We start from the raw sequence: 17,213 nt of genomic DNA, 5'->3' as shown, positions 1-17,213 counted from the left end.
CACTGCCGTACCCCGCCCTTCTCGGTCACCTCCCGACCGCACTGCCGCTGAGTCGCATCCCCCGAGTGCGCTGCCGCGGCCGCGGAGCCCGATCCCCCTCGCCACCACCCGCACGAGAGGTCCCTCGCCATGCCATCGATCAGACATGCCCTCATCGCAGGCGCAGCCGCCACCGCCCTCCTGGCCACCGCGTGTTCGGGCGCCGGAGCAGGCGGCTCCTCGGGAGAGGCGAAGAGCATCAATGTGCTGATGGTCGGTAACCCCCAGATGGAGGACATCGCCAAGCTGACGAAGGACACGTTCACCAAGGACACCGGCATCAAGGTGAACTTCACGATCCTTCCCGAGAACGAGCTGCGCGACAAAGTCACCCAGGACATCGCCTCGCAGGCCGGCCAGTACGACGTCGCCACCGTCGGGGCCTACGAAGTACCCATCTGGCACAAGAACGGCTGGCTGCACGAGCTCGGCTCCTACGCCGACAAGGACGCGGGCTTCGACAAGGGCGACCTGCTCAAGCCGATGGTGCAGTCCCTGTCGGGCGAGGACGGCAAGCTCTACGCCCTGCCGTTCTACGGCGAGTCGTCCTTCCTGATGTACCGCAAGGACGTCTTCGCCGAGAAGGGCCTGAAGATGCCCGAGCGTCCGACCTGGCATCAGGTGGCGGACCTCGCCGCCAAGGCGGACGGCGCGAAGCCGGGAATGAAGGGCATCTGCCTGCGCGGCCTGCCCGGCTGGGGCGAGCTCGGAGCGCCGCTGACGAGCGTGGTCAACACCTTCGGTGGCACCTGGTTCACCAAGGACTGGAAGGCGAAGGTCAACAGCGGTGGTTTCAAGAAGGCCACGAAGTTCTACGTCGACCTGGTCAGGAAGCACGGTGAGACCGGCGCGCCACAAGCCGGGTTCACCGAGTGCCTGAACGCGATGAGCCAGGGCAAGGTCGCGATGTGGTACGACGCGACCAGCGCGGCCGGGTCGCTGGAGGACGCCAAGTCCAGCAAGGCCGCGGGCAAGATCGGCTATGTCCACGCACCCGTGGAGAAGACCGAGAGCAGCGGCTGGCTGTGGTCCTGGGCGTGGGCGATGCCGAAGACCACCAAGAAGGCCGACGCCGCCTCGAAGTTCATGCTCTGGGCGTCCAGCAAGAAGTACGAGAAGCTCGTCGGCGAGAAGCTCGGCTGGTCGCGGGTCCCCGCGGGGAAGCGGGCCAGCACCTATGAGATACCCCAGTACAAGAAGGCTTCCGCCGCGTTCGGCGACGTCACCCTGAAGTCCATTCAGCAGGCCGACCCGAACGACCCCGGTGTCCAGCCGCGACCCACCGGCGGCATCCAGTTCGTCGCCATCCCCCAGTTCCAGGATCTCGGGACCAAGGTGACTCAGGAGATCTCCGCCGCCATCGCCGGCAAGACCAGCGTGGACAAGGCCCTCAACGACGGTCAGAAGCTCGCGGAGGACGTCGCGAAGAAACAGAAGTAGGCCGCTTCACAAGCAGGCCGCTTCGCCCCGGCCGGCCGCCCGGTCGGCCGGGGCACCGTCCCCCGACCAAGGCCTCCCTCGGTGTCCTCAGAGCCCGGGAGGTGTCCCCATCGGCGAGGAAAGCCCATGACCACGCTCGTCCCTCCCCCCACGAAGACCGACCGACCACCTGCCTGCCCCGTCGCGCCCGCCGGTGCGAAGAAGTGGCGGCGCCGCGTCCCGCTGCTGCCGGCGATGATCTTCACGATCATCGTCACGCAGCTTCCCTTCGTGGCCACGCTCGTCATCTCCGCCTTCCAGTGGAACCTCCTGCAGCCGGGCGACCGCCACTTCACCGGACTGTCCAACTACGCCTTCGTCTTCGGCGATGCGCGGCTGCGCTCCGCGGTGCTCAACACCGTCGTGCTCACCGCCTCCGTGGTGATCCTCAGCGTGCTCATCGGCCTGGCACTGGCGCTGCTGCTCGACCGCCGCTTCCTCGGCCGGAGCCTGGCGCGCACCCTGCTCACCGCGCCCTTCCTGGTGATGCCGGTGGCCGGTGCCCTGCTGTGGAAGCACGCCCTCTACAACCCTGACTACGGGCTCTTCAACGGCACCCTGAACGCCGTCTACCGGGTCTTCGGCGCCGACAACGGCCCCTCCGTCGACTGGGTGTCGCACTTCCCCATGCCCGCACTGGTGATCGCGCTGGTGTGGCAGTGGACTCCGTTCATGATGCTCATCCTGCTGGCCGGCCTGCAGGCCCAGCCCGGTGATGTGCTCGAGGCCGCCCGGGTCGACGGGGCCTCGGCGTTGCAGACCTTCTCCCACATCACGCTGCCCCACCTGCGGCGGTACATCGAGCTGGGCATCGTGCTGGGCAGCATCTTCGTGGTGCAGACCTTCGACGCGGTCTTCACCATCACTCAGGGCGGGCCGGGCTCCAGAACCACCAATCTGCCCTACGAGATCTATCTGACCACGTTCCGCAAGTTCGAGTACGGCCAGGCCGCGGCGGCCGGCGTCGTCGTGGTGATCGGCTCGATCGTCATCGCGACGTTCGCTCTGCGCACCGTCGCCTCCCTGTTCCGTGAGGAGGCGTCCTGATGACCGCACAGGCGACCGCCCCGGCACCATCCGGCACCGTTGTCCGAAGAGTTCTGCGCCGTCGCCGTCATGACGATCCCGGCCAGGACCCGCGCCTTTCACCGCTGTGGACCTTCGTCGCGTGGCTCGCCACCCTGGCCTTCTTCGCCCCGGTGGCCTGGATGGTGCTCACCTCCTTCCATCAGGAGGCAGACGCCGCGACCAATCCGCCCAACCCCTTCGCGCCGTTCACTCTGGACCAGTACGCGCTCCTGCTGGAGCGGGACATCACCCCGTACCTGATCAATTCGGGCATGGCCAGTGTCTTCTCGACCCTGCTGGTGCTCGTTCTGGCGGTGCCGGCGGCCTACGCGCTGTCCATCAAGCCGGTCGAGAAGTGGACCGACGTGATGTTCTTCTTCCTGTCGACGAAGTTCCTCCCGCTGATCGCGGCGCTGCTGCCGATCTACATGATCGTCAAAGACGTCGGAATGCTGGACAACATATGGACGCTCGTCGTCCTCTACACCGGGATGAACCTGCCGATCGCCGTGTGGATGATGCGGTCGTTCCTCGCCGAGGTGCCCAAGGAGATCCTGGAGGCGGCCGAGGTGGACGGTGCCGGACTGCCCACCGTGCTGCTGCGGGTCGTGGCCCCCGTCGCCATGCCCGGACTCGCCGCCACCTCGCTGATCTGCTTCATCTTCAGCTGGAACGAGTTCATGTTCGCGGTCAACCTCACCGCGACGAAGGCGTCCACCGCGCCCGTCTTCCTGGTCGGCTTCATCACCAACGAGGGACTCTTCCTGGCCCGGCTGTGCGCGGCGGCCACCCTGGTGTCGCTGCCCGTCCTGATCGCCGGGTTCGCGGCACAGGACAAGCTGGTGCGCGGTCTGTCCCTGGGAGCCGTCAAGTGAGGGCCGCCGTGATCGCCGAGCCCGGCAAGGTCGAGCTCGCAGTCGTCGAGGACCCGGCACCCGGTCCCCGCGAGGTCGTCATCCAGGTGGCCGCGACCGGGCTGTGCGGCACCGATCTGCACATCCTGCGAGGCCGGCACGCGCCCCGCCTGCCCCTCGTTCCCGGCCACGAGTTCGCCGGGCAGGTTGTGGCGGTCGGTACGGCCGTCACGGAGGTGGCCGTGGGAGCGCGGGTCGCGGCCGATCCGAACCTGTACTGCTCCGAGTGCCGCTACTGCCGCCTCGGGCGCAACAACCTGTGCGAGCGGTACGCGGCCATCGGCGTCACCCACCCCGGCGCCGCCGCCGAGTTCGTGGCCGCGCCCGTCGCCAACTGCGTCACCCTGCCCGACGGCGTACGTACGGAGGACGCCGCGCTGATCGAGCCGCTGTCCTGCGCGGTGCGCGGCTACGACGTGCTGCGCACCCGCCTCGCCTCCCACGTCCTCGTCTACGGCGCCGGAACCATGGGCCTGATGATGCTCCGACTCGCCCAGGCCACTGGTGCCGCACGGGTCGACGTGATCGATGTCAACGCAGAACGCCTGGCCGCAGCAGTGCAGTTGGGCTGTTCCTCCGCCGCCCTGTCCGCCGGTGAGCTCGACCCGCCGCCCTACGGCTGGGACCTGGTCATCGACGCCACCGGCAACGCCCAGGCCATCCAGGACGCCCTCGGGCGAGTGGGAAAGGGCGGTACCTACCTGCAGTTCGGCGTCGCCGACCACACGACGCGGGCGACCATCGAGCCGTACCGGATCTACAACCAGGAGATCACGATCACCGGCTCGATGGCCGTCCTGCACAGCTTCGAACGTGCAGCCGACCTGTTCGCCACCGGCGTCATCGACCCGGACGTCTTCATCAGCGACCGTCTCCCCCTGACGGGGTTCCCGGAAGCGATCGCCCGCTTCCAGGCGAGCACCGGCCGCAAAATCCTCATCCAGCCCGGTCTCGCCACCACGTGAACTTCCCAGCCGAACGGAAGGCCATCATGTCCCAGCACATCCGCCGCGTGCTCGTCCGCTCCCTCGACGACATCACCATCGAGCAGGTGCCGGCGCCCGTACCGGGGAGCGGCGAACTTCTGGTCCGTACGACGGTCGTCGGTGTGTGCGGCTCCGACACCCATGCCGCGGCCGGTCACCACCCGTTCATCGATCTGCCCTACCGCCCCGGCCACGAAGCGGTCGGCGTGGTGGCCGGGGCGGGGGAGGAGGCACAGGGTTTCGCCCCGGGTGACCGGGTGATCATCGAACCGAACCTGTACTGCGGTGCATGCACTCAGTGCCGCTCCGGCCGCTACAACATCTGCCAGGAGCTGAAGGTGTTCGGCTGCCAGACACCCGGCGCCATGACGGATCTGTTCACCATCGCCGCCGGCCGTGTCCACCGCGTACCCGACAGCATGACCGACATCGAGGCCGCGCTCGTCGAGCCGCTGGCCACTCCTGTGCACGCCGTGGCGAAGGCCGGCGACCTCACCGGCCGCACCGTCGCCGTCCTCGGCGCCGGCCCCATCGGTCTGCTCACCCTCATCGCCGCCCGGCACGCCGGAGCAGCCGGGATCGCCGTCACCGACCCACTGGAGGCCAAGCGCGACCGGGCGCTGCGCCTCGGTGCCGCAGCGGCCCTGCCCGCCCAGGCCCCCGACCTGCCCGTACAGGTCCGCTCCGCACTCGGCGGACCCGTCGATGTCGTCTTCGACTGCGTGGCCCGGGAGCAGTCCATGGCCCAGGCCGTCGACATGGTGGCCAAGGGTGGCCATGTCGTCGTCGTGGGCGTGGGTGCCATCGGTACGACCCCGATCCGCCTGGACCTGGTCCAGGACCGGGAGCTCCGCATCGAAGGGACCCTGATGTACACGGCCGAGGACTACCGCACCGCCATCTCGCTCATCACCTCGGGCGCCGTCGACTCCGATGAGATCGTCACCGCCACCTACGGTCTGGAGGAGGCGGGCAAGGCCTTCGCCTCCGCACTGGACCCGGAACATGTGAAGGTCCTGGTGACCGTGGCGGGCCGGTAGCGGTGCCGGCACCCAGGCCGGTCTCCCCGGACAGGGAAGGCCGGCCACGAGCTCGCGGCCCTGTGCGAGACTGCGAAGCCGTAATCGTCCGGCCCGGCCGGACTCCGGACGCATACGCACACGCGCTCCACAGGTGAAGGGAAGGGGGACCGCAGTGCCCGCCAGGACACGGCTGTCGCAGGCCGCTGTCGAGAAGCGACGTCAGGCCGTTCTGCGGTACGTCGTCGATCACGGTGAGATCCGCATCGACGACCTTGCCGAGCACTTCGACGTCAGCCTGATGACGATGCACCGCGACCTCGACGACCTCGCCAAGCGCGACCTGCTCCGCAAGGAGCGGGGCAGGGCCGTCGCCTTCCCCGCGCTCACCATGGAAACCGCCACCCGTTTCCGTGAGGGCGCCGCCCTGCAGGACAAGGCGGCCCTGTGCGCGGCGGCCGCCGACCGCATCGAGCCCGGCAGCACGGTGCTCATGGACGACTCCACCACCCTCTACCCTCTGGCTGCTGCCCTTGCCCGACTCGACCAGCTCACCGTCGTCACCAACTCGGTGGGCCTGGCACAGCGACTGGGAGCCGCACCCGGGGTGGACGTCACCCTGCTCGGCGGGCGCTTTCACGGGGACTTCAACTCCTGCACCGGCCCCGCGGTCACGCGTGCCCTCTCCCGGATCAACGCCGACCTGGCCCTGATGTCCGCCACCGCCATCCGCACCGGCCAACTGTTCCATCCCTTGAACGAGTACGCCGAAGTCAAGCTGGCCATGCTCGACTCCGCGGAGCGGGCCCTGCTTCTGGCGGACCATTCGAAATTCGGTAAAACCGCCACATACGGCTACGGCACCGTGGCCGACTACGAGACGGTCATCACCGACTCCCGAACCCCCGAAGCGGAGGTCGCGGCCGTGCGCGGATTCGGAGTCGCAGTCGAGGTGGTCGACCGCGGAGAACCCGGCACGTGATACGGACACTTTTCGAATCGCCCAGCACCTACCGCCCCACCGCTGCGGAGATGGCCGCTCCGCCCCCGGAGGTCGAAGCGGTGCTGTTCGACTTCAGCAACACGATCTTCCAGATGATCGACCTGGAGACGTGGCTGCGGCGGGTCGGGGAGACCTCGGGCCGCCTCGCCTTGCTGGATGAGCCCGGCGCGGTGGCAGAGATATCCCGGCAACTGCGCGAGGCGTTCCGGCTGCCCGCAGTCGTCGCCCTCCAGGAAGGCCGGGACCTGTCTCCCGAACGGCACCGCCTCGCCATGATCGGATGGTGGCGGCACGCGGACTTCCTGCGTGGCGCGGAAGAGGAGGCATACGGGCAGCTCACCGCGCCGGACGCCTGGATTCCCTACCCCGACACCGGGCCCACCCTGTACGCGCTGCGTGATCGCGGCCTGCGCATCGGCATCGTGAGCGACTTCGCCTGGGACCTGCGGACCCACCTCGCCCACCACGGGCTGGAGGACCTGTTCGACGGCTGCGTCATCTCCTACGAGCAGGGCCGCGAGAAACCCGACGCCCAACTGTTCCTCAAAGCGTGCGCCGGCCTCGGAGCCGACCCCGCGCCACGCTCATGGTCGGCGACAATCCGGTCCGCGACGGCGGCGCGGCCGCCTGCGGACTGCGCACCTACATCCTCCCGGCCGAGAACCGCACCGGCGAACGCGGTCTGTCCGACGTCCTCCGGCTCGTGACCTGACGGCCGCATCCGCCTGGTCGCCACCGCACACCAGCCCCGACAGCGCAGCCGTCCGGCGGGCCGACGGTTGCCCACCCGGCCGCCCGGGTGGGCGTCGACCCCGCCCTGCGGTTACCGCCGCAGCCACACCGCCTGGTCCGGACCCAGCAGGCCCGCTCCCAGGTCGCCGCTGGCCAGCAGCACGGCCTCGTGCTCAGGCAGAGGGTACGGCTCGGACGAGAGGTTCACCACGCAGGCGAATCCCGGCTCACGGCTGAAGGCGAGCACCCCCGCGGGCGCGTCCAGCCACCGCAGTTCCCCCTCGCCGAGTGCGTCGTGCTCGCGCCGCAGGTGGAGCGCCCGGCGATACAGCTCCAGCATGGAGGAACCGTCACCGGCCTGCGCCTCGACGCTGTAGTTCTCCCAGCCCGAAGGCTGCGGCAGCCAGGGCTCGCCGGTGGCGTCCTGAGGGCTGAAGCCGTACGGGGCGCTCTGCCCGGCCCACGGAATCGGCACGCGGCAGCCGTCCCGGCTGATGCCGGAGCGCTTCCAGCTGGGGTCCTGGAGCGCCTCCTCCGGCAGGTCCTCGACTTCGGGCAGGCCGAGCTCCTCGCCCTGGTAGATGTAGGCACCCCCGGGGAGGGAGAGCATCAGCAGCGCCGCCGCGCGGGCGCGTCGGGTACCGAGTTCGAGATCGAGCGGCCCCCCGGGCCGGTAGGGTTCATTGGCCACCCACTGCTTCACCACCTTGCGGCCCAGGCGGCTCGGGTGGCGCATCACATCGTGATTGGACAGGACCCAAGTGGTCGGGGCACCGACGGCGCCGAGCGAGGAGAGCGAAGTGTCGATGACCTCCCGCAGCCGGCCGGCGTCCCAGGGGGTCATCATGAAGTCGAAGTTGAACGCGGTGTGCAGGCCGTCCTGGCGGACGTAGCGTGCGAGCCGCTCGGTATTCGGGGCCCAGGCTTCGGCGACGAACTTCCGTTCGCCGGGGAACTCCTCGGCCACGCGCCGCCAGGCGCGGTAGACCTCGTGCACCTCGTCGCGATCCCAGTAGGGGTGGCCCACCGGCTGCTGCCCGGCCTCGGCGCCCGGCTCCTGGCCCGGCTGCAGGTCGGAAAGCTCGGGATCCTTGATCAGACCGTGCGCCACATCGATGCGGAAGCCGTCCACGCCGCGGCTGAACCAGAACCGCAGCACGTCCTCGAACTCGGCCCGTACCTCGGGATTTTCCCAGTTGAGGTCCGGCTGCTCGGGCGCGAACAGATGCAGGTACCACTGCCCGTCCTCCAGGCGGGTCCAGGCCGGTCCGCCGAAGCAGGACTGCCAGTCGTTGGGCGGTTCGGCGCCGTCAGGGCCACGTCCTTCCCTGAATATGTAGCGCTCGCGCTCCGGACTGCCGGGGCCGGCGGCCAGCGCGGCCCGGAACCACTCGTGCCGGTCGGAGGTGTGGTTGGGCACGATGTCCGGGATGACCCTGAGCCCGTGCCGGTGGGCCTCCTCGATCAGCTGCTCCGCCTCGGCGACGCTGCCGAACAGCGGGTCGATCTTCCTGTAGTCCGCCACGTCGTATCCGTGGTCGGCCATCGGCGAGACGTACCAGGGGTTGATCCAGATGGCGTCGATGCCGAGCGAGGCGAGGTAGGGCAGCCGGGAGCGGATGCCGGCGATGTCGCCGACTCCGTCGCCGTCGCCGTCGGCGAAGCTGCGGATGTAAACCTGGTAGATGACGGCGTCGCGCCACCAGGGCGTGTTGCGAGGCATGCTGTTGCCTACTCCTTGGTTGTCAGGGGATCGGTGCGGGCAGGGCTACTTGGCCGCACCGGAGGTGAGTCCGGCGACGATCCGGCGCTGGAAGACGATGACCATGATCACCAGCGGGATGGTGACCACTACGCCTGCTGCCATCTGACTGCCGAACGGTGTTTCGAACTGGGTGGCCCCGGAGAACTTGGAGATCGCCACGGGGGCGGTCTGCATGTCAGGTTCGTTGGCCATCGTGAGAGCGATGAGGAACTCGTTCCAGGCGCAGATGAAGGTGATGATCGCGGTGGTGAACAGACCGGGCGCGGCCAGCGGCACGATGACCTTGCGGAAGGCCTGGCCGCGGGTGCACCCATCCACCATGGCGGCCTGTTCGAGCTCCATGGGCATCTGGCGGAAGAAGGTGGTCAGGTTCCACACGGCGAGCGGCAGCGCGAAGGACATGCTGGGCACGATCATCGCCTGGTAGGTGTTGATCCAGCCGATACCGGTGAACACCTTCAGCAGCGGGACCACGATCGACACCACGGGGAACATCGACGTGGCGATGATGACAGTGAGTACCAGGCGCTTGAAGGGGAAGGACAAGCGCGCCATCGCGTAGGCCGTGAAGGTCGCCAGAACAAGGGCCAGCAGGGTGGTGGTGCCGGCCACGACAATACTGTTGAGCAGGGCCCGGGTGAACTCCTGGGAGGGATCGAGGATCGCGCGGTAGTTCTCGAAGGAGATGCGGGTGGGAATCGGCGTGTTCTGGAAGATGTCGGAGGTACGCCGCAGGCTGGAGACCAGCATCCAGTAGAACGGTGCGAGGCAGTAGCCCACAACCAGGATGATCCCCGCGTACGGCAGCCACTTGCGAAGCCGTGCTGTGACCGTCATGCCGTCAGCCCCTTCCGGCGCCGTACCGCCCACCTGCGGCCCCGCTTGGGAGCGTCGCTCTCCCCGACGAGGTCGGTGCCCAGCAGCCTGACGAAGGCCAGTGCGATGAGGAAGACGTACAGGAACAGCAGCACCGAGTAAGTCGAGGCCGGTCCGAAGTGCACATTGGAGGCCTCGTCCTGGGCCAGCATCGACAGGGTCTCCACCGAGTGCTTGTGAGCGCCGATCAGGACGTACGGCAGGTCGAACATGCGCAGCGCGTCCAGGGTGCGGAAGAGCACCGCCACCAGCAGTGCGGGCCTCACCAGTGGCAGGGTGATGTGCCACAGTTGGCGCAGCGAGTTGGCCCCGTCGATCCTGGCCGCCTCGTAAACCTCCTTGGGGATCACCTGCAGTCCGGCGAGTACCAACAGGCCGATGAACGGTGCGGTCTTCCACACTTCGGCGATGATGACCGCGACCTGGGCGTGGAAGCCCTCGGTGGTCCACAGGATCTGCTGCCCGAGGATCTCATTGGCCACACCATGGCTGTTGAAGATCCAGCGCCACAGCAGACCGGAGATGGCCGTGGGGATCGACCAGGGGATCAGAATGCTGGCCCGTACCAGGAACCGTCCCCTGAACGCCTTGTGCATGATCAGCGCCATCGCCACACCTATCACCGTCTCCAGTGCGACCGTGGTGACAGTGAAGAAGGACGTGTTCCAGAAAGCGTTCCAGAACCGCTCGCCGGCGGGCGAGAAGATGTCGGCGTAGTTCTGCCCGCCCACGAACGGCGCGGTCTTGTTCAGGAAGCCCGTCTCCGGGTCCAGGCCGGCCTTGCCGTAGAAGGATTCCTTGAAGGCCACGATCGTCGGGTAGAGCACGACGAGGGCCAGCACCAGCAGGGTGGGGGAGACCAGGAGCGCCGCCATCCCGCCTGAGCCCGCTGTGGCCCGGGGCCGGTGCCGCCGGGGGCGGGACTTGGGGCCGGTGGATCGTATGAGGGCGTCTCCGTGGCGGCCTGCGGACGGCGAGCGGGCGCCTTGCTCCTCTGTTCCGGCAGGCCCTCCGGGGGCCGAGTGGGTCTTCACCATGACCGGCACCTCACTGCGCCACGGCGTCGCGCAGGGACTTCTGGAGATCCCTCAGGGCCTGCTTGCTGCTCTTGTTGCCGGTCATGGCGGCGTAGGCCTCGCGCTGGATGGCCGCGGTCGCGTCGCCGTACTGCACCACGCGGGGGCGTGGCTGCGCGTGCAGGATCGAGCGCTTGAGCGTGGGCAGGTACGGGTACTTCTTCACGAGTGCCTTGTCGTCGTAGAGGTTCGCATAGGGCGGTGCGAGAGAGCCGTCCTTGAGAGCCATACGGGCGTTGGCCTCGCTGCTGTAGAACTTCATGAAATCGATGGCTGTGGCCTTGTTCTTCGCGGAGGAGGACAGGGCCAGATCATGGCCGCCGAGGCTGGAGGTGCCGGTGGCCTTCAGGCCGGGAAGCGGAGCGACGGCGAACTTCCCGGAGGCCTCGCTCTTGCTCTTTTCCACGAGGGAGTACATGTAGGGCCAGTTCCGCGCGAAGATCAGCTCACCCTTCTGGAAGGCACGGCGTGTGTCCTCCTCCTGGTAGGTGGTGGCCTCCTTCGGGATCGTCTTGTCCTTGACCGACGCGGCAAGGAAGTCGAGACCCTTGCGCGCCTTCGAGGTGTCGACGTGGGGTTTCCCGTGCGCGTCGAGGATCTCGCCGCCTGCCGAGTGCACGGCTTCGGCGAAGTTCACCGTCAGACCTTCGTACTTGTGGAACTGCCCCGCATAGCAGGACATGCCCTTCGCCCCGGGGAGCTTCTTGACCTTGGCGCAGTCCTTCTTCATCTGGGCCCAGGTGGTCGGGGGGTGGGCTATCCCGGCCTTCTTCAGCAGGTCGGTTCGGTAGTACAGCATGCCGCCGTCCGAACTGGCCGGGATCGCGTACTGGCCGCCGCGGTACTTACCCGTCTCCACGATGGGCTTCACCATCTTCCCCAGCGGGAACTCGTCGGCCGGGAGCCTGTCGATCCACCGGTGTGCGGCGAACTCCGAGGTCCACACGACGTCGAGGGAGAGCACCGTGTAGGCGTCGGACTTCGTCTGCGCGTTCTGGATCATCTGCTGCCGCTGAGTGTCGGGGTCCGTGGGCAGCTGGATGAAGGTGACCTTCTCCTTGGGGTGGTCGGTGTTCCAGCGGTCGATGATCTTCTTGGTGACGCCTGTCGAATCCTTGCCGGCGACGTACGTGATCGGGCCGCGGCCGGTGAACTCGGGCTTGTCCTGCGCTGCGGAGTCGCTTGCCCCGGATGATCCGCAGGCGGTTGCGGTGAGGCCGACGGCGAGGAGCAGGGAAGAGCACTGCAGGGCTCTGGTGGTACGGGTGTTCACGGTGTTTCTCCTGACGCTGCGGAGCGGGAAGACTTGCCGGCCGCCCGGGGGAGAGGCTCGGCCGGATTCGGCGGAGAAGGAGACGGAGACGGGCTATGCGCCCGGGGTGGGGCGGAAGCGCAGGACCGGCCCTTGGCGGAACTGCGGACGGCCCGTGACGACGGGCGCGGTGCGCCGGTCGGCGCGGTCAGCGTTCTCGTGGCGCGGGGTGCCGGGGAAGTGCGCCCGGGAACCGGGCTCCTCGGCCCTCATCGCGTGTGCATGAGCAGGCTCTCCTCGCCGGGGGCTGTGAGTGCGAGGGACTCGGACCTGAAGCCGGGGGTGGTGTGGTCGCCGCCCTCGTGCTCGGCTGCGGAGGGCCGTGGCGAGACCCTCGTCCTCCGGCGGCAGGGCGGCTGCGTCCCGGCCGCCGATTCGTGTGGTCCCGTCGCTCACGCCCCCCAGGCCGGGCCGTATGCGCGGGGGGCTGAATGTGCCGCAGTCCGCCGGGCCGGTGAGGCCCCGGGACTGTCTGTCGGTGATGTCCGGGCGGAGGGCGTCGAGCGCCGGTCGGACACCGCCTGGATGGCGGCGGGTAACCGATCCGTAACACGCGGTGGTCATGCGGAATCTCTTCTCGTCTTCGACTGGAAGCCGGGCGGTGATGCCGTCGAGGATGAACTGACGTATGCATGCGCTGTCTTGGGCGCCTGAGGGGCTAATGTGCAGGTGAATGGGGTGATTACCTGCTCTGGCTGATTGAGTTCGCCTGCCCTGGGAAAGCGATGCCACGGTAGAAGTGGTGATACGGGAAGTCAATGCGTTACGTCGCGGTAATCAGTCGACCGCTACGTCCCGTATTGCCCCATTTAACCCGAGGGTTGGCGACTAAGAGGGGAGAGTTTCGCGGCAAATTGCTCTGACAGCGCTGTCATCCGCTCTCGTATCCGGCCGTGCCCTCGTGCTAGCGTCCTGACCATGCCCTCAGTGCAACGGCACCCCACCATGGCCGATGTCGCCCAGCGGGCCGGGGTCTCCCCGTCCACGGTCTCGCGCACTCTCCGCGGACTGACGAACGTCACCCCGGACGTGCGGGCGCGGGTCGAGCAGGCCGCAAGGGAGCTCAACTTCGCCGTCTCCCGCCAGGCCGCCAGTCTGGTGACCGGCAAGACCGGGGCGGTGGCCGTCCTCGTGCCCACGCTCAACTCATGGTTCATCGGGACGGTCCTGGACAACCTCGGGCCCATGCTGCGCGCCGCGGGCATGGAACTGGTCGTCTATGTCACCCCGGACATGACCGAGCGCGCCTCCTTCTTCGAACGGCTGCCGGCCAGGCGGAACGCCGATGCGCTGCTGGTCTTCTCCTTCGACCTCACCGACGAGGAGGCGACCCGGCTGGACGACCTGGAGATGCCGGTCATATACGTCAGCCAGCACGCCAAGGGCCGGGCGAGCGTGTACGTCGACGACGTGGACGCCTCCCGGAAAGGCACCCAGCACCTGCTCAACCTCGGGCACCGGCGTATCGCCTTCTTCCAGACGATCGGCCCCAGCGGTTTCGTCTTCAGCACGCACGAGCGGCTGACGGGCTACCAGCAGGCGCTCGACGAGGCGGATCTCGCATTCGACGAGGAACTGGTGGTCGCTTCGTCGGCCGACGACGAACGCGGCATCGTGGAGGCGGTCGGGCAGCTGCTGACCCTGCGGGAGCCGCCTACCGCGATCTTCGTGGACCAGGACCAGGTAGCGGTCTCCGTCCTGTGGGCCCTGCGCAGGGCCGGTACCGAGATCCCGGGCCAGATGTCCGTCCTCGGCTTCGACGACCACGAGACAGCCCGGTGGTCGGACCTGACGACGATCGCCCAGCGGCCGGCCGACATCGGGCGTGCTGTCGGCGAGCTCTACCAGACCCTCGTCAACGATCCCGAGGCGGACCGGGAGCAGCACATCGTCCTTCCCACCCGCCTGATCCTGCGGAACACCACCGCCCCGCCACCGCGCGACGCCCCGGCTCCCGGTGTCTGACGGGCAAGGTTCCCGGCTCGCCCTCGTCGGCGCCGTCCCCCGGTGCGGGCAGATGTCCGCTGCCGCGTATGACGACACAGAGCGGCACGGTGCTGCTGGCCGTCTCCGCGGACACCTCCGGTTCGGGGGTCACCTCTCGGCCTCGGCGACGAAGCTGTCGCCGTCGGGCAAGTGGGAGGCCGGGGAGTCGCGGCTCAGTCCGAACCGTCACTTGGGTGAGGGCCCCGGAGCCCGCACTTACCGGCTGCCGCCCAGCTCGAAGAGCAGGAACAGAAAACCGGCCATCAGATGGCCCGCCACCACGTACACGAACAGCCGCAGGGCCAGTCCGCGCGGGAAGCGCCCGTCACCGCGCTCCTCGCCCGGTTCGTCCCTGCGTCTGCGTTGCGCGGGCGCAGGGACGGAACCGGGTGACGCCTGACCGGAAACGGAAGTGTCCGACGCCGGGGGCTGCGGCTGGGCGGGCTGTGCTGCGGTCATGGTCGGAATGCCTTTCTGCTCGGTGCGGTCAGCGCACACGCGGAGGCCGGGAGCTGTGCGGGGTGGGCGGGGGCTCAGCGTTGTGGGGGGCTGCCGTGTGCGGCGTGGCCGGGCAGGTCGTTCACACAGAGGTCGGCGGTGGGGGACTGGAGGAGTGTGTGGACGAAGAGCAGGTCCACCCCGTTGGCCGAGACGGCTTCCAGGCGGTGCGGGGTGAGGGAGTCGAAGTGTGCCGAGTCCCCTGGGGCCAGCGTCTCGGTGACCTGCCCGAGAGTCAGCCGCAGCTCCCCGCGCTGTACGTGGATCCACTCCTCGCCGGGATGGACGCGGACGAGATCGCGCTGCGTGCCGCGCGGCACATGGACGCGGAGCGCCTGCATGGCGCGCCCGGACCGGCCCGCCTGCCAGTAGCGCCACCCTCCGGCATCGACGGATTCCATCTCGGCACCCCGGACCACCGAGTGGGCGGCCGTGGCCGTCTCGCCCAGGAGCTCGCCGACAGTCGTGCCGTAGACCCGGGCGAGGGTGAGGAGGAGCGGCAGCGACGGCTGTCGCTTCCCGGTCTCCAGCCGGGAGAGGTGGGCGGGGGAGAGACCGGCCCTGCGTGCCGACGCCTCCAGGGTGAGCCCGCTGCGCCTCCTCAGCAGGCGCATCCGAGGCGCGAACGCGGGAAGGTCTCCCGCCTCCGGCCCGGCTGCCTCATCATGGGGAGGGTTCGGACGCATGCCCCGATTAAGACACAACTCTTCCCTGGAAGGCAAAGGCTTTGCCTTCCAGGTAAAAGCTGCGGCAAAAGTCTTGCCGTCCGTGAACCGGTCTCCCCAACTCCACGGACTGTCCCGCTACATCAACTGCGGAACCCGGATCATGGTGAGCGTGGACCGGCAGATCCTGCTGGTCCACGGCCGCGTCGTACGAGGGCAGTAGCCTCTGTCCGCCGGTATACCGGAACGGCACCAGAACCTGCCCCGTCGGCGCCGTGCCGGTCGTCCCACCGGGCGCACCTTGTACGCGGTTCTGGGAGTGATTGCCGCCCGCGGGTGACACTCCTGCGGATGAACACCGTGCGCGGGGCCGGAACCCCCGGCCTTCGCCACACCTCGGCGGTGAGGTTCTCGCACGGCCGTACATGGTCGCGAAGACCACGGGCGGCGAGGCGGTCGGTCTTCTGCCCGGCCCGGCTTCTTGCGCGCTGCTCTGCGCGAAGGTTCTGGCAGAGCCAGGTGTGACTGAGTGCGTGAACTGCCCGTGCGCGTTCCGGTTGGCCCGGGTGCGCGCCTCGGGAGCCCGCAGCGGCGGGCGACAGAGCATCACGTCCTGCCTCCGCTCGCGTGGGGAGCAGTACAGGGTGCGCGGCGGGGTCTGCGCCGATCGCGGCAAACAGGGCCTGAAGCGCTCCGGCGTGACGGGTGGTGCCCGAACCCCGGGAAAGAGACCCAGTACTCGTCCTCGTCGAGCAGGTGCCACTCGCCCTGCTTGGCGCGGGCGGCGTAGCTCTGCACGCACTTTTCCGCACACCCGACGCCGCCGACCGTTGGACTTGGCTGATCCTTGCCGTCTATGCCCAACCCCTGCTCGCCCGACCACCGGCAGCCGATCTGCGGCAGTGGTGGGGGAGGCCCAGCGAACCGCACGGGCCCACTGCAACCCGCGCCACGACGTCCACACAGTCCGGAAAACGGACACCGTGAAACGGAAGAAGGCGGCGTCAGACTCCCCTCGCCCACGGCGCACAGGTTGAAGATCAAGCTAGCCGTGTGGATCGGCCCGGGGATGCGGCGCTGCCGCATCCCCGGGCGTTTGTGAGACCGGCGGTCAGCTGGGTTCGCAGGTTTCGAGCAGGATCTTCAGCAAGTCCTGGGGAGCGTCGCGCATGAGGTTGTGTCCGCCGTCAAGTGCGTGGGTGGTCCACGCGGGGTCCTCGCGCAACTGCTGGTAGGTGGAGGTGAACGGCGATGGGGACTGCCACCCCGCCGCGTACACGTAGACGTTGCGGGGGATGCGGGCGTGGCCGCCGGTGAGGCGCAGCGGTTGAAGGAGCGAGGCTAGGGGGTGCGGTGTGGCTCGCGGGTCGAAGAAGGGCATCGGACGCACCGCGTCGCCGGTCTCCACTACGTCCAGGTACCACCGCCGCTCGTTCTCGGAGACCAGGCTCCACATGGAATCGCCATCGCCTGGCACGACGGCGTCCAGGTAGACCAGCGCTCTCACTCGCTCCGGCATGCGGTCGGCGACTCCGGCGATCACCATTCCGCCGTAGCTGTGGCCGACCAGGACCGTGTCCTGGATGTTCTCGGCCGCCAGCACGCCGGTCACATCCTGGATGTGAGTCTCCAGGTTCACTCCGGTATGCAGCAGATGGCCGCGCTCGCTGAGTCCGGTCAAGGTCAGCGGGTTTGCGCGGTGCCCGTGGGAACGCAACTGTTCGGTGAGCTCCTCGAAGCACCAGCCGCCATGGCACATGCCCGGGATCAGAACAAAGGTGGTCACTGTCGTTCT

The 17,213-nt window shown here is 68.5% G+C and carries 16 protein-coding genes and 1 pseudogene; 9 read left to right on the top strand and 8 right to left on the bottom strand.

The annotated features are described in order from the left end of the window. Positions 1–129: 129 nt before the first annotated feature. The 7 genes from HC362_RS03400 (at position 130) to HC362_RS03370 (ending at position 7,215) form a co-directional block, all read left to right on the top strand. Positions 130–1,479, top strand: a complete 1,350-nt coding sequence (locus HC362_RS03400; protein WP_243082275.1) for a sugar ABC transporter substrate-binding protein — start codon at positions 130–132, stop codon at positions 1,477–1,479. Between the two features lie 126 nt (positions 1,480–1,605). Beyond that, on the top strand, positions 1,606–2,565 hold the full coding sequence (locus HC362_RS03395; RefSeq protein ID WP_243082274.1) for a sugar ABC transporter permease: 960 nt from the start codon (positions 1,606–1,608) through the stop codon (positions 2,563–2,565). Then, positions 2,565–3,461 carry a carbohydrate ABC transporter permease gene (locus tag HC362_RS03390; RefSeq protein ID WP_243082273.1) on the top strand — a complete coding sequence of 299 codons (897 nt, stop codon included), beginning with the start codon at positions 2,565–2,567 and terminating at the stop codon, positions 3,459–3,461. Before HC362_RS03395 ends, HC362_RS03390 begins: the two co-directional genes overlap by 1 nt. Then, complete coding sequence (locus HC362_RS03385) at positions 3,458–4,465, top strand: zinc-dependent alcohol dehydrogenase family protein (RefSeq protein WP_243082272.1); 1,008 nt, start codon at positions 3,458–3,460, stop codon at positions 4,463–4,465. The genes HC362_RS03390 and HC362_RS03385 overlap by 4 nt, the downstream gene beginning before the upstream one ends. Positions 4,466–4,491: 26 nt before the next feature. Further along, positions 4,492–5,526, top strand: coding sequence for an alcohol dehydrogenase catalytic domain-containing protein (locus tag HC362_RS03380; RefSeq protein WP_243082271.1), 1,035 nt, complete (start codon positions 4,492–4,494; stop codon positions 5,524–5,526). Positions 5,527–5,680: 154 nt separating this feature from the next. Continuing rightward, the gene (locus HC362_RS03375) at positions 5,681–6,487 is read left to right on the top strand and encodes a DeoR/GlpR family DNA-binding transcription regulator (RefSeq protein ID WP_243082270.1); all 807 of its coding nucleotides are present in this window, start codon (positions 5,681–5,683) and stop codon (positions 6,485–6,487) included. Further along, positions 6,484–7,215 carry an HAD family hydrolase gene (locus HC362_RS03370; protein WP_243082269.1) on the top strand — a complete coding sequence of 244 codons (732 nt, stop codon included), beginning with the start codon at positions 6,484–6,486 and terminating at the stop codon, positions 7,213–7,215. The genes HC362_RS03375 and HC362_RS03370 overlap by 4 nt, the downstream gene beginning before the upstream one ends. A gap of 116 nt (positions 7,216–7,331) precedes the next feature. Here HC362_RS03370 and HC362_RS03365 read toward each other — a convergent pair whose 3' ends face one another. The 5 genes from HC362_RS03365 to HC362_RS03345 form a co-directional block, all read right to left on the bottom strand. After that, the gene (locus HC362_RS03365; RefSeq protein ID WP_243082268.1) at positions 7,332–8,963 is read right to left on the bottom strand and encodes a glycoside hydrolase family 13 protein; all 1,632 of its coding nucleotides are present in this window, start codon (positions 8,961–8,963) and stop codon (positions 7,332–7,334) included. Positions 8,964–9,008: 45 nt separating this feature from the next. Continuing rightward, positions 9,009–9,842 carry a carbohydrate ABC transporter permease gene (locus HC362_RS03360; RefSeq protein WP_243082267.1) on the bottom strand — a complete coding sequence of 278 codons (834 nt, stop codon included), beginning with the start codon at positions 9,840–9,842 and terminating at the stop codon, positions 9,009–9,011. After that, complete coding sequence (locus tag HC362_RS03355; RefSeq protein ID WP_243082266.1) at positions 9,839–10,756, bottom strand: sugar ABC transporter permease; 918 nt, start codon at positions 10,754–10,756, stop codon at positions 9,839–9,841. The genes HC362_RS03360 and HC362_RS03355 overlap by 4 nt, the downstream gene beginning before the upstream one ends. Positions 10,757–10,928: 172 nt before the next feature. Continuing rightward, on the bottom strand, positions 10,929–12,230 hold the full coding sequence (locus HC362_RS03350) for an ABC transporter substrate-binding protein (protein WP_243082265.1): 1,302 nt from the start codon (positions 12,228–12,230) through the stop codon (positions 10,929–10,931). A gap of 93 nt (positions 12,231–12,323) precedes the next feature. Then, on the bottom strand, positions 12,324–12,482 hold the full coding sequence (locus HC362_RS03345) for a hypothetical protein (protein WP_243082264.1): 159 nt from the start codon (positions 12,480–12,482) through the stop codon (positions 12,324–12,326). Between the two features lie 705 nt (positions 12,483–13,187). On the opposite strand from HC362_RS03345, the gene HC362_RS03340 reads away from it, so the two are divergent. Beyond that, entirely contained in the window at positions 13,188–14,234 is a 1,047-nt protein-coding gene (locus tag HC362_RS03340) for a LacI family DNA-binding transcriptional regulator (RefSeq protein ID WP_347568413.1), read from the top strand. A gap of 237 nt (positions 14,235–14,471) precedes the next feature. On the opposite strand, the gene HC362_RS03335 is transcribed toward HC362_RS03340, so the two are convergent. Both HC362_RS03335 and HC362_RS03330 read right to left on the bottom strand, forming a co-directional pair. Then, positions 14,472–14,714, bottom strand: coding sequence for a DUF6126 family protein (locus tag HC362_RS03335; RefSeq protein WP_243082263.1), 243 nt, complete (start codon positions 14,712–14,714; stop codon positions 14,472–14,474). 74 nt (positions 14,715–14,788) lie between these two features. Then, a complete protein-coding gene (locus tag HC362_RS03330; RefSeq protein ID WP_243082262.1) occupies positions 14,789–15,439 on the bottom strand; it encodes an XRE family transcriptional regulator in 651 nt (216 codons plus the stop codon). A 786-nt stretch (positions 15,440–16,225) separates the two neighbouring features. On the opposite strand from HC362_RS03330, the pseudogene HC362_RS03325 reads away from it, so the two are divergent. Then, positions 16,226–16,455 (top strand): annotated as a pseudogene (locus tag HC362_RS03325) (transposase); the annotation flags it as partial. Between the two features lie 74 nt (positions 16,456–16,529). On the opposite strand, the gene HC362_RS03320 reads toward HC362_RS03325, so the two are convergent. Further along, the gene (locus tag HC362_RS03320) at positions 16,530–17,204 is read right to left on the bottom strand and encodes an alpha/beta hydrolase (protein WP_243082261.1); all 675 of its coding nucleotides are present in this window, start codon (positions 17,202–17,204) and stop codon (positions 16,530–16,532) included. Positions 17,205–17,213: the final 9 nt, after the last annotated feature.

The sequence above is a fragment of the Streptomyces sp. 891-h genome (genome assembly GCF_022760275.1).
GTDB classification, from domain to species: Bacteria; Actinomycetota; Actinomycetes; order Streptomycetales; family Streptomycetaceae; genus Streptomyces; species Streptomyces spirodelae.
Note: the sequence above shows the minus strand (reverse complement) of the source record. Positions and strands in the feature narration are given on the sequence as shown.

Bases quoted from the DNA above. Each gene is read 5' to 3' on its own strand.
- HC362_RS03400 (WP_243082275.1), top strand. From the start codon at position 130: ATGCCATCGATCAGACATGCCCTCATCGCAGGCGCAGCCGCCACCGCC.
- HC362_RS03355 (WP_243082266.1), bottom strand. From the start codon at position 10,756: ATGGCGGCGCTCCTGGTCTCCCCCACCCTGCTGGTGCTGGCCCTCGTC.
- HC362_RS03395 (WP_243082274.1), top strand. From the start codon at position 1,606: ATGACCACGCTCGTCCCTCCCCCCACGAAGACCGACCGACCACCTGCC.
- HC362_RS03340 (WP_347568413.1), top strand. From the start codon at position 13,188: ATGCCCTCAGTGCAACGGCACCCCACCATGGCCGATGTCGCCCAGCGG.
- HC362_RS03330 (WP_243082262.1), bottom strand. From the start codon at position 15,439: ATGCGTCCGAACCCTCCCCATGATGAGGCAGCCGGGCCGGAGGCGGGA.
- HC362_RS03360 (WP_243082267.1), bottom strand. From the start codon at position 9,842: ATGACGGTCACAGCACGGCTTCGCAAGTGGCTGCCGTACGCGGGGATC.
- HC362_RS03335 (WP_243082263.1), bottom strand. From the start codon at position 14,714: ATGACCGCAGCACAGCCCGCCCAGCCGCAGCCCCCGGCGTCGGACACT.
- HC362_RS03345 (WP_243082264.1), bottom strand. From the start codon at position 12,482: ATGAGGGCCGAGGAGCCCGGTTCCCGGGCGCACTTCCCCGGCACCCCG.
- HC362_RS03365 (WP_243082268.1), bottom strand. From the start codon at position 8,963: ATGCCTCGCAACACGCCCTGGTGGCGCGACGCCGTCATCTACCAGGTT.
- HC362_RS03380 (WP_243082271.1), top strand. From the start codon at position 4,492: ATGTCCCAGCACATCCGCCGCGTGCTCGTCCGCTCCCTCGACGACATC.
- HC362_RS03390 (WP_243082273.1), top strand. From the start codon at position 2,565: ATGACCGCACAGGCGACCGCCCCGGCACCATCCGGCACCGTTGTCCGA.